12 protein-coding genes are annotated in these 13,607 nt (G+C 69.9%); 6 read left to right on the top strand and 6 right to left on the bottom strand.

What is annotated here, in order from left to right:
• Window positions 1-87 precede the first annotated feature (87 nt).
• Window positions 88-2,367, top strand: a complete 2,280-nt coding sequence (locus ABZU43_RS10515) for an LLM class flavin-dependent oxidoreductase (protein ID WP_355006239.1) — start codon at window positions 88-90, stop codon at window positions 2,365-2,367.
• Here the strand turns inward: ABZU43_RS10515 and ABZU43_RS10510 are convergent.
• The 4 genes from ABZU43_RS10510 to ABZU43_RS10495 are packed head-to-tail and all read right to left on the bottom strand — an operon-like array spanning window position 2,364 to window position 7,619.
• Entirely contained in the window at window positions 2,364-3,074 is a 711-nt protein-coding gene (locus tag ABZU43_RS10510) for a DNA alkylation repair protein (protein WP_355006238.1), read from the bottom strand. The genes ABZU43_RS10515 and ABZU43_RS10510 overlap by 4 nt on opposite strands.
• A gap of 21 nt (window positions 3,075-3,095) precedes the next feature.
• Window positions 3,096-4,088 carry an esterase family protein gene (locus ABZU43_RS10505; RefSeq protein ID WP_355006237.1) on the bottom strand — a complete coding sequence of 331 codons (993 nt, stop codon included), beginning with the start codon at window positions 4,086-4,088 and terminating at the stop codon, window positions 3,096-3,098.
• A gap of 17 nt (window positions 4,089-4,105) precedes the next feature.
• Window positions 4,106-6,157: an N-acetylmuramoyl-L-alanine amidase gene (locus tag ABZU43_RS10500; RefSeq protein WP_355006236.1), complete on the bottom strand. Its 2,052-nt coding sequence runs from the start codon at window positions 6,155-6,157 to the stop codon at window positions 4,106-4,108.
• Between the two features lie 19 nt (window positions 6,158-6,176).
• Window positions 6,177-7,619 carry a VCBS repeat-containing protein gene (locus ABZU43_RS10495; protein WP_355006235.1) on the bottom strand — a complete coding sequence of 481 codons (1,443 nt, stop codon included), beginning with the start codon at window positions 7,617-7,619 and terminating at the stop codon, window positions 6,177-6,179.
• A gap of 245 nt (window positions 7,620-7,864) precedes the next feature.
• Between ABZU43_RS10495 and ABZU43_RS10490 the strand changes: the two genes are divergently transcribed.
• Together ABZU43_RS10490 and ABZU43_RS10485 are read left to right on the top strand one after the other, a co-directional pair.
• The gene (locus ABZU43_RS10490; RefSeq protein WP_355006234.1) at window positions 7,865-8,992 is read left to right on the top strand and encodes a DUF4185 domain-containing protein; all 1,128 of its coding nucleotides are present in this window, start codon (window positions 7,865-7,867) and stop codon (window positions 8,990-8,992) included.
• A gap of 165 nt (window positions 8,993-9,157) precedes the next feature.
• On the top strand, window positions 9,158-9,871 hold the full coding sequence (locus tag ABZU43_RS10485; RefSeq protein ID WP_355006233.1) for a GAF and ANTAR domain-containing protein: 714 nt from the start codon (window positions 9,158-9,160) through the stop codon (window positions 9,869-9,871).
• A 122-nt stretch (window positions 9,872-9,993) separates the two neighbouring features.
• Here ABZU43_RS10485 and ABZU43_RS10480 read toward each other — a convergent pair whose 3' ends face one another.
• Window positions 9,994-10,404 carry an STAS domain-containing protein gene (locus ABZU43_RS10480; RefSeq protein ID WP_355006232.1) on the bottom strand — a complete coding sequence of 137 codons (411 nt, stop codon included), beginning with the start codon at window positions 10,402-10,404 and terminating at the stop codon, window positions 9,994-9,996.
• 276 nt (window positions 10,405-10,680) lie between these two features.
• On the opposite strand from ABZU43_RS10480, the gene ABZU43_RS10475 reads away from it, so the two are divergent.
• Window positions 10,681-11,217 carry a hypothetical protein gene (locus tag ABZU43_RS10475; RefSeq protein WP_355006231.1) on the top strand — a complete coding sequence of 179 codons (537 nt, stop codon included), beginning with the start codon at window positions 10,681-10,683 and terminating at the stop codon, window positions 11,215-11,217.
• Between the two features lie 8 nt (window positions 11,218-11,225).
• Window positions 11,226-12,110, top strand: a complete 885-nt coding sequence (locus ABZU43_RS10470; protein WP_355006230.1) for a pyridoxal-phosphate dependent enzyme — start codon at window positions 11,226-11,228, stop codon at window positions 12,108-12,110.
• Between the two features lie 76 nt (window positions 12,111-12,186).
• On the opposite strand, the gene ABZU43_RS10465 is transcribed toward ABZU43_RS10470, so the two are convergent.
• A complete protein-coding gene (locus tag ABZU43_RS10465) occupies window positions 12,187-13,032 on the bottom strand; it encodes an NAD(P)H-binding protein (RefSeq protein ID WP_355006229.1) in 846 nt (281 codons plus the stop codon).
• Window positions 13,033-13,118: 86 nt separating this feature from the next.
• Here ABZU43_RS10465 and ABZU43_RS10460 point away from each other — a divergent pair, with 86 nt between their 5' ends.
• Window positions 13,119-13,598, top strand: a complete 480-nt coding sequence (locus ABZU43_RS10460; protein WP_355006228.1) for a MarR family transcriptional regulator — start codon at window positions 13,119-13,121, stop codon at window positions 13,596-13,598.
• The last annotated feature ends 9 nt before the right edge of the window (window positions 13,599-13,607 follow it).

The raw sequence follows: 13,607 nt of genomic DNA, 5'->3' as shown, positions 1-13,607 counted from the left end.
AATGATTTGCGTCGCAGATAAGTTGTCTGACAAACGATAGGTGCACAATATGTTTGATTGATCAAACGATCGGTGGATGGTGAAGCAATGTCGGACTACGGGCACGAACTCCGGTTTGGGTCGTTCCTGACACCCAGCGTGCACAACCCGGACCAGGTGGTGGCGCTGGCCGAGCAGACCGAGGCGGCGGGGCTGGACCTGGTCACCTTCCAGGACCACCCGTACAACGCGGAGTTCCTCGACACCTGGACACTGCTCAGTTGGGTCGCCGCCCGCACGCAGCGGCTCCGGATCTCGGGGAACGTTCTCAGCCTGCCGCTGCGCCCGCCGGCCGTGCTGGCCCGGGCTGCGGCGAGCCTGGACCGGCTGTCGCACGGCCGTTTCGAGCTGGGCCTCGGCGCCGGAGCGTTCTGGGACGGGATCGAGGGCATGGGGGCTCGTAGGCTGACCGCGGGGCAGGGCGTCACTGCGCTGCGCGAGGCGATCGATGTCCTGCGCGGCGTCTGGGACGACACCGCCACCGGACCGCTGCGGCTGACCGGGGAGTACTACCCCGTACCCGGCATGCAGCGCGGCCCGAAGCCGGCACATGACATCGACATCTGGCTCGGCGCGTACCAGCCGAAAATGCTGACCCTGACCGGCCAGAAGGCCAACGGCTGGCTGCCGACGCTGGAATACCTGCGGTCCCCGGACCGGGTGACCGCCAACCGGCTCATCGACGAGGCGGCCATCGCCGCGGGCCGCGAGCCCCGGGAGATCCGACGGCTGCTCAACCTGTTCACTGTCGACGTCTCCTCGCGCAGCCGCGGATTCCTCCAGGGTCCTGTCGCGCAGTGGGTCGACCAGCTCCTTCCGCTGGTCGTCGAGGAGGGGTTCAGCACCTTCCTGATCGGCCGTGACGAGCCACGCCTCATCCAGACCCTCGGGCAGGAGATCGCCCCCGCGCTGCGGGAGGCGGTAGCCAGGGAGCGCGCCGGCGGTGAGGTCGGCGGCGGGCCGACCCGCACAACCGTCGCGTTGGCCGAGCGGCACCCCGCTCTCGACTACGACGCGCTGCCCCCGTCGCTGGTCAGCAGCTCCGTCGAGCCCGGTGACCCGGAGTACGAGCGGGTGCGCCACACCTACAGCCGGCAAGGGTCGCCGGCGCTGGTGATCCGTCCGCGGAACGCCGCCGAGGTGGTCGACGCCGTGTCGTACGCCCGGACGCAGGACGTCCCCCTGTCGGTGCGCAGCGGTGGGCACGGCATCAGCGGCAGGTCGACGAACGACGGGGGAGTCGTCATCGACATGTCGAGGATGAACAGGGTCCAGGTGCTCGACCGGGCGACCCGTCGGGTGCGGCTCGAACCGGGTGCCCGGTGGGGCGACGTGGCCCAGGCACTCGCCCCGCACGGCCTGGCCATGAGCTCAGGCGACTACGGAGACGTGGGCGTCGGTGGTCTCGCCACCACCGGTGGCGTCGGATACCTGGCGCGCAGGTACGGCCTGACCATCGACCACGTCGTTGCCGCCGAGATCGTCACCGCGGACGGCCGCCTGCTCCGCGTCGACGACGAGCATCACCCCGACCTGTTCTGGGCCGTCCGGGGCGCCGGCGGGAACTTCGGTGTGGTCACCGCGCTCGAGCTGGAGGCGTACGAGGTCGACAACGTCGTCTACGCGCAGCTCGTCGCGGACGCGACCGACACCGCCCGACTGCTGCGCCGGTGGGGCCGACTGGTCGAGGACGCGCCACGGGAGCTGACGAGCTTCCTCTCCCTCTTTCCCGGCCGCCGTGGCAACCCTCCGGCTGCCCAGGTCACCCTCGTGTACGCCGGTGACGATGTCGAGGCGGCGCAGTCCGCCCTGGGCCCGTTCCTGGAGATCGGGCCGATCCTCGACCAGCAGGCGCAGCTCGTGCCGTACCCGGCGATCGTCGTGCCGCCGGGCAACCAGCATCGGGGGCAGGGGCTGGAGGACACCCGCAGCGGCCTGTTGCACCACGTCACACCGCAGGTGGCCGACCTCATGGACAACATGATCCATTCCGGCGACGTGATGATCATGCAGGTGCGGTCCGTCGGTGGGGCGGTCAACGACGTCGCCCGGGACGCGACCGCCTACCCGCACCGGCAGCAGAACTTCTCGGTGCTCGCCGCCACCGTCCCGGAGCGCCGACCCCAGCTCGACAAGCTGTGGGCCGAGCTGTACCCGCACCTCGACGGCCTGTACCTCAGCTTCGAGAGCGACACCGATCCGGCTCGACTGCTGGATGCCTGGCCCGAGCCCACCCTCGGCCGCCTGCGTGCCATCAAGGCCAGCTACGACCCGGACAACGTCTTCAACCGGAACTTTCCCATCCCACCGGCCGGGGCGGTCGACTAGAGCATGCCGGACAGGTACTCGCGGCGACGCTGCGGTTCGAACTTCTCGATCGCGTACCGCAGCATCACCCGTGGCATCACCAGGTAGCGGCGGGCGAGGAACTCCTCCTCCGCCGCTCTGTCCCGGTTGCCCACCTCGCGCAGCATCCAGCCCACCGCCTTCCGAACGAGGTCGTGCGGGTCGTGCAGGAGCCGGTCGCCGAGCCGGAAGGTCCACTCGAAGTCACCGGCCTTGATGAAGGCGAAGGTCGCCATGACGGCGGTGCGCCGCTCCCACACGAGGCTCGACTCGGCCAACCGGTCCAGGACGCCCCGGTCCCTGTCGATCAGCCAGGGGCCGACGATGTACGGCGCGGACGAGTCCACCAGGTCCCAGTTGTCGATGCGGCTGGTGTTGGCCAGGACGGTGCCGAAGATCCGACTCCGTTCCTGCTCGTCGCCCTTGGCGAACTTCCGCACCAGGATGAACAGCGCGGTCAACCGCTCCTCGTGCGCGCCCTCGATGAGCAGCTTCGTCGTCTCGGCCAGCGACAGGTCGCGCCAGAACCGGGCGGCCACCGTGCGCTGGTCAGGCACGGAGACACCGAGGGCCCGGTCGCCCTCGCCGTACCCGCCGGGAACCATCTGGAGGAACCGGCTCGATGCCTCGGCGCGACGGGGGTCGGCGAGGCTGGCGAGTGCCCGACGCACGTCGACGCTGGTGGCCATGACCGTCGACGCTACCGGGGGTCAGCCCGCGCGGCGTAGGCGTCCGAGCATTCCGTTGAGGTCCTGGACGAACAAGTCGTGGCGGAAGAAGTGCCCACCCGGCACCTCGCGCCACTCGTGCGGGATGCCGGCTCGGGCGAGTGCCGCGCGGAACTCGCGCTGACCGGCAAGGACCTGGGTCTCGTTGACGGTGTCGAACCAATTGACCGGGTCGGGGGAGGTTCCGGCCGCCAGGAAGATCCGCTTGTTCTGGAAACTTGGAATGCGCTGGACCGGGTTGTCGGCGCTGACCCGGGCCTCATCCCACAGCGGGACCCCGTAGACGGTGCCTCCACCGAGGTCCAGCGCGGCGGAGGTGGCATTCGCCCAGTGCACGACCAGTCCGAAGTCTCGGCGGAGACTGGCCGGCCCGGAGTGCGAGCTGACCGAGCAGAAGTGGCCGTAGTACTTGGCCGCGTACTTCAGCGCGCCGAAGCCGCCCATCGAGAAGCCCGCGACCGCACGCCCGTTGTACTCGGCGAACGTCCGGAAGTTCGCGTCTATCCACGGGAGCAACTGGGCGATGTGGAACGTCTCCCAGTTGCGGGGTCCAACGAAGCTGGTCACCGGATTGGAGTACCAGCCGGTCGACGCGTCCGGCATGACGACGATGACCTCCCGGCCGGCAGTCAGACCGACGATGTTGTCCTGTAGGTGGAAGGTGCGGAAGTCGGCGTTGCCGCCGTGCAGCAGGTACAGCACCGGATACCGCTTGCCGCTGGTGTGGTAGCCGTCGGGTAGCAGCACGTTCACGCCCGGATCCCACTCGACGGCGTCGGTGGCGAAGCGGTAGTACTGCAGCCGGCCGCCGTTCTCGTTGCGGTCGACGATGCGCAGGCCGTACCCGTCACCTGCGGCCTGGGCGGCGGACGACCCGGCGAGGGCGCCGCCGAACAGCCCGGCGGCGGCCGCCGCTGCCGAGCCACCGATCAACCGGCGCCGGCTGATCGACGTGGACGGGGGAACGTCGAACATGTGCGGTCTCCCTTGGGTCAGAGGGTGGTTTCGCCGTTGAGGCCGAAGAAGTCGTGCCATTTGGTGGCGCCGAGGAAGGTGGTGCCGGTGGAGAGGCCGACGTGGACGTCGTTGAAGCTGCCCTTGGTGAAGGCGACGATGTCGTCCTTGCCGTCGCCGTTGTAGTCGCCCAGGTAGGGGAACTCGCCGGGTAGGCAGAAGAGGTCGTTCCATTTGACTGTGGTGCCGACGAACGAGGTGCCGGTGGAGACGGCGGCGTAGACGTCGGCGTCGGCGTTGCAGGTGAAGGTGACGATGTCGTCGCGGCCGTCGCCGTTGATGTCTCCGACGCGGGGTTGTTCTGTCCCGACGGCGAACAGGTCGTGCCACGTCTGGGGCGCGCCAAATCCGCTTCCTGTGGAGAGGGAGACGATCACGTCGCTCGCCGTGGCCGGCCCCTGGGTGAAGGTGATGATGTCGTCGCGGCCGTCGCCGTTGACGTCGCCGAGGGCCGGGTACTCACCGGGGATGGAAAAGTACTCGTGCCACTTGAGGCCGGGGCCGAAACTCGTGCCGGTGGACAACGCCACGTACACGTCGGCGTTGGTGTCGTGGGTGAAAGCGATGATGTCGTCGCGTCCGTCGCCGTTGACGTCGCCGACCGCGCCGACCTCCGCGCCCGGCGCGAACCACTCGTGCCACTTCTGACCGCCGCCGAAACTGGTGCCGGTGGAGAGGGCCACGTAGACGTCACCGAGAGTGCCGTGGGTGAAGGCGATGACGTCGTCCCTGCCGTCGCTGTTGACGTCGCCGCTGAGCAGGGTCTCGCCGTTGAGGCCGAAGAAGTCGTTCCACTTCACCGAGGTACCGGCGAAGGCGTTGCCGGTGGACGTGGCCACGTAGACGTCGTTGAGGCTGCCCTGGGTGAACGCGACGATGTCGTCACGGCCGTCGCCGGTGAAGTCTGTCGGTGAGCCGGCCAGGTACCGGCCCCCCGAGCCGCCGGCGTTGACCAGGGAGACGTAGTAGTTCCAGTTCCAGTTCGGCCCCGGGTCGGTGTGGTCGTTGCCGGGCAGCTCGTTGTGTCCCTTGATCGACGCACGGGTCTTCGGCAGCCCGTACTTGTCGCAGAGGTAGCGGGTCAGCGCGGCGGACGACCGGTACATGGCGTCGGTGAACCAGGCCGGATTGTCGACGAAGCCCTCGTGCTCGATGCCCACCGAGTAGGGATTGGCCGAGCGTGCGTGATACGCCGTGTCGCCCTCGCGCACCATCTGGGTGATCTCGCCGTTGCTCGATTTCACCACGTAGTGCGCGCTCACCCCCGCCGACGGGTTCTGGAACCAGCTCACCGTGCCGGCGTACGACCCCTGGGTCACGTGCACCACCACAGTGGTTATCCGCGCCGACCGGCCGGCCTGGTAGTTGCCGCCGTAGGCGGACACCCAGCGGGCCGGCGCGTACTCCGGCACCGCCGCCGCGATGTTCGCGCCGGGGGCGCCCGCGGGGGCGACTCCCGCGTAGCGACCGAGTTCGGGTCGCAGCGGTCGCGGCGCGACCCGTACCGATCCGGCGGCGATTCCGGTACGCAGCAGGTCGTAGACGTGGTCGGCGTAGAGCCGGGCGGTCGACGCGTCGACGGCCGCGCTGTAGCGCGCCACCACCGGATACCAGGCGGAGAGCCGGTCGCGTGCCCCGCCGGACAGCCCTTCGTCGTCGGCCAGGTCGCGGAGCACCGCCGCACCGCCGCGGATGTTGGCGAAGGTGACCGAGCGCAGGCGGTCGACCGGTTCGCCGGTGAGCGTGGCCGCCCGCTCCAGGCTGTGCTGGGTGGGATTGCTGACCAGGTGCATGACCCCGTACCCGTTGGCCTGACTGGGCAGGCCGCCGTGCCCGTCCAGCCGGGACTCCCCGTAGGCGACGGCGACCAGCAGGTCCCGGGGCACGTCGAACTCGGCGGCGGCCCGGGTGAAGTCGGCGGTGAGCGAGCCGGGTGCCGCGGGTCCGGCCGCGTCGGCCGGCGCGACCGCGACCTGGCCGGCCAGCGCCGCCGCCAGGAGGAGGGTGCACGTGCGTCTGGTCAGTCGCATGAGATCTCCAATCCGCTGATCACAGCGTCGTCTCGCCGTTGAGGCCGAAGAAGTCGTGCCATCGGGTGGCGCCGAGGAAGCCGGTGCCGGTGGAGAGCGCGACGTTGACATCGTTGGTGGCGCCCTTGGTGAAGACGATGAGGTCGTCCCTGCCGTCCCCGTTGGCGTCGCCGAGGTAGGGGAACTCGCCGGCCAGGCAGAAGAAGTCATGCCACTTCACAGTGGTCCCGGCGAAGCCGGTGCCGGTGGAGGTGGCGACGTACACATCGGCGTTGGGATCGCAGGTGAAGGTGACGATGTCGTCTCTGCCGTCGCCGTTGACGTCACCGACCCGGGGTAGTTCGGCGCCGACGGCGAAGAGGTCGTGCCACTTCTGTGCCGCGCCGAAGGAGCTGCCGTTCGACAGGGCGACGACGACGTCGCTGGCGGTGGCGGGGCCCTGGGTGAAGGTGATGATGTCGTCGCGCCCGTCGCCGTTGACGTCGCCGAGCGCGGGGAACTCGCCGAACGGGCTGAAGAACTCGTGCCACTTGAGGCCGACGCCGAAGCCGGTGCCGGTGGAGAGTGCGACGTACACGTCACCGGCGGGGTTGTGGGTGAACGCCACGATGTCGTCGCGCCCGTCGCCGTTGACGTCGCCGACCGCGCCGATCTCCGCGCCGGGCGCGAACCAGTCGTGCCACTTGAGGCCAGCACCGAACGAGGTGCCGGTGGAGAGCGCGACGTACACGTCGCCGGTGTTGCTGTGGGCGAAGGTGACGATGTCGTCGCGGCCGTCGCCGTTGACGTCGCCGGTGGAGGCGGTCTCGCCACCGAGGGAGAAGAAGTCGTTCCACTTTGCTGAGGTGCCGCTGTAGGAGCCGCCGGTGGACGTGCCCACGTAGACGTCGGCGAGGGCGTTCTGGGTGAAGGTGACGATGTCGTCCCGGCCGTCGCCGGTAACGTCCGTGGCGGATCCACCGGCGATGGCGTGGGTGCGGGCCGCCTCGTTGAGCTGGGCTCGGGCGGTGGCGGCCGCCTGGTCGTACCGGTCGGGGAAGCCGGACCGTTGGACGCACTGGGCGACCTGGCCCGCGCTGTAACGGGGGTTGTCGCGGTCGCAGACGATGGCCCGGGTGACGTACTGGGTGCTGGCGTAGACCGGGTCCATGATCTGCTCCGGAGTGCCCCACCCGTAGTCCCAGCGCTGCTGGAACACCCCGAGCGACGACTTGTCGCCACACGGCAGGTTGTTCATGTGTGACTCGACCCAGCCCGCCTCGAAGGCGGACAGCGTCACCTTGTCGTTGGCGTTGTAGGCCCGGGCGACCCGGTAGACGACCAGGGTCACCGCCGGGTCGCGGTTGGCGGGGATGGAGGGGCAGGCCAGGGTGCCGACCGGGTCCGCGTGCGCCGGAGTGGCCGGGACCGTCGTGCCGGCGACGCCGAGGGCCATCAGCAGGGCCAGGAGAATACGTCTCACGCTGCTCCTCGTCGGGTCGGGGGTGGTCGACTGATGGCGTCACGAGACCGCCACCGACCGGGGACCGATTGCTGAGAGTTTCTTCAGGACGCTGACGACTGTCAATGTTGTATGAAGAATTCCTTCAATGCATCGTTCATGGCGGGCAGGTATTGACAGCGGTTGTCGTCGGCGGGTTTACTCGCCCGCAACCGCTGTCCAATCACGCGGCAGGGCCATGACGAGTGCGACAGGAGAGGGCAGCCATGGGCGTACGTCGTCGCTCGTTGCTCGGCCGCGCCGCCGCGATCGGGGCCGCCAGCGCGGTCGGTTCAGTCGGCGCGATCCTGACGTCGGCCGCTCCGGCCCAGGCGGCGGTCTGGAAGAAGCGGCTGACCGGTGCGGACCTGGACACCAGTCGCCGATGGCGGGTGGCCGGCACCGATCTGGGCATCCCCTACGTGCTGGAGAACGGATCCATCGGCTACCTCTTCGGCGACACCTTCGACACGCCGTGGCCCGAGGGCCCGCCCCTGCCGAACGACTGGCGGTCGCCGGTCATGTTGCGCTCGGCCGTCCACCCCGGCGCGCCGGGCGGAATCGTCTTCGACAGCGCCGCACGCGTCGCCGGCAACGGACGGGCACCGGAGCTGATGCACAACGGCCACCACGGCATCGGCATCGACGGTCTGCCCGAGGTGACCGTCATCCCCAACGACGGCATCAGCTTTCCGGAGACCGGTCGGCAGCTCATCTCCTACATGAGCATCGAGAACTGGAACTCCGCCGGCCCGGCCGGGCCGCAGTGGAAGTCCCGCTACGCGGGGCTGGCCTACTCCGACAACGGCAACGACTTCATCCGTACGCCGCTGAAGTGGTGGAACAGCCCGGACAACAAGGACCCGTTCCAGATGTGGACCATGCAGCGCGACGGAGAGTACGTCTACGTCTTCTCGGTCCGGTCGGGTCGGCAGGACGGTCCGATGATGCTGCGACGCGTCTGGTGGGATCAGCTGTTCTTCCCCGAGTCGTACGAGGGCTGGGGCTGGAACGGCACCAACTGGGGCTGGGGGAGACCCTGCACACCCATCCTCACCGGCCGCTTCGGCGAGCCATCGGTGCGCCGATTGGCCGACGGGACCTGGGTGATGGCCTACCTCAACTGCCAGAACGGGTGTCTGGTCACCCGTACCGCGTCCGGGCCCGACCGAGCCTGGACGGGGGAGAAGATTCAGCTGACTGGCTGGCAGGAGCCCGCGCTCTACGGTGGGTTCATCCATCCCTGGTCCAGCCGGAACGCCGACGACCTGCACCTGATGGTCTCGAAGTGGACCCGCACCCCGGACGGCCGCAGCACCGCCTACCACGTCAGCCAGTTCACCGGATCGGTGTGACGGGGGCACTGGCCGACCTCGTCGTGGGTGTGAGTGGGTGATTCAGGGGGTAGGACCACGGTTGCTGACGACCGGCCCGGGGCAGGGCTGCCGAGTATCCGACGTGATGCCGGCCGCGCCGGAATCTTCGTCCCGGCGGACGCCGATCGAGGAGGGCGTACTGCGATGACGCAGCCAACGATGGATCCCGCGGACGCGTTGGCCGAGTTGGGCAAGGTCAGATTCGACGAGGTCAGCCTCGACGAGATGCTGCTCCGGATCGCTGAGCTCGCCAAGGCGAGCATCGCCGGGACGAGAGAGGTGACTGTCACGCTGGTTCGGGGTCGGGTCGGCTGGACCGGGGCATCCACCGGCGAACTGGCCCGTCAGTTGGACGAGTGGCAGTACGAGGAGCACCGGGGTCCCTGCCTGGATGCCTCCGCCAGCGGTGACACCATCTCGGTGCCGGACATGGCGACCGAGGACCGCTGGCCGGTATGGGCGGAGAGGGCTCACGCCGCCGGGGTGGGGAGTTCCCTCTCCATCGGGCTTCCCGTCCAGGCATCGGTGGTAGGCGCGTTGAACGTCTACAGCGATTCGGTGAACGCTTTCGACCCGCCCTCGATCACCAGCGCGGAGGGCTTCGGCGCGTACGCGGCGGTGGCACTGGCCAACGCACACCTGTACGAGAACGCCGCCACGCTGGCGGCCCAGATGCAGGAGGCGATGCGCAATCGGGCGGTGATCGAGCAGGCCAAAGGAATCATCATGGGGAGCCGGCGGTGCTCGTCCGAGGAGGCGTTCGCACTGCTGTCGAAGATCTCCCAGGACACCAACCGGAAGGTGCGCGAGGTCGCGGAGTCCCTGGTCGCCCAGGCGGAGGGCAGGACCCAGCGGTGAACACGCCCGCCGCTCCTCGTCGAGCCGGTCGTCGACACTGGCGTCACCGTCCCCGCCCGGCAGCGTCCGGGCGAGCGGATTGAACATGTAGCTCCTTGTCGGGGGGACGGTGGCCGCGCCGCCTACGGTTGGGCGGCGACGGACGGGCCGAGTGGCTGATGCGGCGGTGTGGCACGGCGGGGCAGGGGTGGAACCACGCCGCTGAGGCGAGCACTGGTCGGTGTGGATGTGCCGTGAAGGTGGAGATGCCCCAGCACGCCGGCCACGTCGAGCACCCGGAGGACGAACGGCGAGGGGTCGCGAAGCGTCAGTCGACCGCCGGCCTGGGCGGCCACGTGGCCGGCGTGGAGCAGGGCGCTGACGGCGTGCGCGCCGAGGAAGCGGACCGCCGCGAGGTCGACGACCACCAGTGGCGTGGGCGTGCGGCAGAGGACCTCCACCAGTTCGGTGAGCAGGTGGGCGTTGCTCATGTCGATCTCACCGACGACCCTGATCTGGCTGACGGAGCCGTCACGGCTCAACGACAGCGACATGATGGGCCGGTCCGGGCCGTACTGCGGGTCTGGTCCTGAAAACCCGACTGGGGGGTCCTGGTCGGTCACACGATGCCTCCGCCCTCGACGAGGGTGGCCGCCCGCCGCGTGCGTGCCGAGGCGAGGTGACCACTGGAGGGCGCGTGTCTTGACCCGACAAAGACCCTACCCGGGGGGTTGGGGCTCAAACCAACCCGGCACCCACCGGACGGCAAATCGTGGGCCGCCGGCATGTGGGGGGGGTGTAGGGGAGCGCCCGGGGGGTAGGGCCCGCACATGCTGAAGCGAGCGGTGTGGCAGGGACTGGTGGCGGGTCTGGCCGGGGCAGCGGTGATGACGGCCGCGGAGAAGATCGAACAGCGGGTGACCGGTCGACCCGACTCCTACGTTCCGGCCCTGGTTCTGGCACGGTTGACTGGCCTGCCGGAATCCTCCGGGCAGCCGCCCCGGTGGCAGAACCTGGCAATGCACTACGGCCAGGGCGTGCTGGTCGGTGTGCTGCGCAGCGTCATGGCGCAGGCCGGGTTGCGGGGCGTCTGGGCGTCGACGATGTTCACCGCGCTGCGCCTGAGTAACGACCAGATCCTGGAGAACGCCACCGGCGTGGGGGCGCCGCCGTTCACCTGGCCCCGCTCCGAGCTCGCCATCGACGTGTTGCACAAGTCCATCTACGCGTTCGCCACCGGAGCGGTGGCCGACGCGCTCGCCGCCCGCGACGGGGCGGGTCCCGGGCAGCGGCACGCGGCGCTCCGTCCCGGTCGTCACTCGGACGTCGGACCGCTGTCCCGGACAGCCTGGGCGCGGAGTGCTTAGCTGAACGGATGATCACACCCGTTCCCCTCGGTACCTGGCCGACGCCGCTGGAGGCCGCGCCCCGGCTCGCCGCCCGGCTGGGGCTGGCCGAGCTCTGGTTCAAGCGTGACGATCTCAGCGGCCTCGGTGGGGGTGGTAACAAGATCCGCAAGCTCCAGTACACCTGCGCGCAGGCGATGGCCGTCGGCGCCTCCACTGTCATCACCTCAGGGGCGCCGCAGAGCAACCACGCCCGGCTCACCGCGGCCGCGGCCGCGCGGCTCGGCCTCCCCTGCGTGCTGGTGCTCGCCGGCCCGCCCCCGGAGACCAGGCGGGGAAACCTGCTGCTCGACGAGTTCGCGGGCGCGGAGATCGTCTGGAGCGGAGACCGTCCGCCCGCTGAGGTGGCGGCGGCCGAGGGAGAGCGACGATCGGCGTACGTCATCCCGTTCGGCGGCACCTCTCCCGCGTCGGTACAGGGTTATGTGGACTGCGGTCGGGAGCTGCGGGCCCAGTTGCCGGACGCCGACGGCGCCGAGGTCGTGACGGCGCTCGGGTCCGGCGGGACGATGGCCGGCCTGGTGCGGGAGTTGGGCGCGCGGCGGGTGGTCGGCGTGGACGTCGGCGCTGTGCCCGACCCACGGGCGACGGTCGCCGGGCTGCTCGTCGGCGAGGTGGAGCCCGGGGAGCTGCGGATCGACGGCACCCAGGTGGGTGCGGGTTACCGCACGCTGACCGACGCCGTTCGCGACGCGCTGGAGGTGACAGCGCGTACGGAGGGGATCTTCCTGGACCCGACGTACACCGGTCGGGCGATGGCGGCGCTGCTGGCCGGCAGCTTCCCGCGCGGCGACCGGGTCGTCTTCCTGCACAGCGGCGGGCTGCCGGGGCTCTTCGGCCACCCCGAGCTGTAGGGGCGCCGGCCGGGCACGCACGGCGGTGCCCTCCGGCCGATCGCGCCGGGGGGCACCGCGCCGAGCTGTCGACGGGTCAGACGCTGGCGAAGTGCTCGCGGTGATCGCTGGCGAACTCGGCGAAGGTCCGCGGCTGCCGGCCGAGGACCCGCTCGACATGGTCGTTGGTGAAGTCGCCCCACCCGGAGCCGTAGGCGACCCGGTACTCGGCGAGGACCTCGGCCGACCACTGGTCGAGGCCGGCCTGGAGCAGGCCGTCGCGTGCCTGCTGCGGGCTCTGCGGCACGTAGCGCACCGGCTGGCCGAGGGTGCGGGTGATCTCGTCGGCCGCTTGGTCGAGGGTGATGCTCTCCGGGCCGGTGGGCGTGTAGATCCTGCCCTCGTGCTGCTGTGGCGCGGCGAGGATCGCCGCCCCGGCGGCGGCGATGTCCCGTGCGTCGATCAGGCCGACCCGGGCGTCACCGAAGAGGCCGTAGAGGTGGTCACCGGCCTTGGCCGCGAGCAGGTTCTGCATGAAGTAGCTCGGTCGCAGGATGGTCCAGGCAATGCCCGACGCCTGGAGCTCCGCGTCGGAGAGCGCGTGCAGGCGGCCGTTGCGGGTTGGCGCGTCGTGCGCGGCGCCGATCGCGGAGAGCCGGACGATGTGCCGCACGCCGGTCTGTCGGGCCGCCCAGACCGCGTTCATGCTCTGGCTCGGTGCCAGCGGGCCCATCGGCATCAGCAGCCAGAGCGTCGTCACACCCTCGAACGCCGGGGTCAGTGTGGTGGGGCGGTCCAGGTCGCCGACGACGTACTCGACCCCGTCGAGCCCTGGCGTACGCGACGCGTCCCGGACGAGGGCGCGAACCGGCTGCTTGCCGGCCAGCTCCCGCAGCACCTCCCGCGACACGGTGCCGTTCGCCCCGGTTATCAGAATGGTCATGGTCATCCTCTCGGTCAGGCGGACCGAGGTCGGACCGCCGGTCGCCGCCAGCGACGATATAGTCCATAAGCTGTACAGTCCAATGATTGGACCAAATTATGAAGCGCAGCACACTGAAGGAGCAGGACCCCGACCTCGGGATCCTTGTCGTGCAGCTCTCCACGCGCGTTCAGCGGGAGATCTTCCGCCGCTCGGCGGAGCAGGGATTCGACGACGTGCGGCCCCGCCACGGCGCGGTCCTCGCGTACCTGGACGCCGAGGGCACCCGCCCCGGTGAGCTGGCCCGGCTGGCCGGCCGCAACAAGCAGACGATGGGCGCGATCCTCGACGAGTTGGAACGGCTGGGCTACGTGCGGCGTACGCCCGACCCGGCCGACCGGCGGGCGAAGTTGATAGTGCCGACGGATCGGGGCCTCAGCTTGATGGCGGCCTCCGACGGCTTCGTGCGTCAGATCGAGCAGGACCTCGCCGACACGCTCGGCCCCGACCGGTACCGCGACTTCAGGGATGCGCTGGCACGTGGCGTGGCGAGCCTTCCCGGGGCCGGCCAGGACACCGAGGGCTGAGTCGTGGGC

Source organism: Micromonospora sp. NPDC005205 (genome assembly GCF_040608275.1).
Taxonomy (GTDB): domain Bacteria; phylum Actinomycetota; class Actinomycetes; order Mycobacteriales; family Micromonosporaceae; genus Micromonospora.
This window is presented reverse-complemented; position numbering and strand designations above follow the sequence as displayed.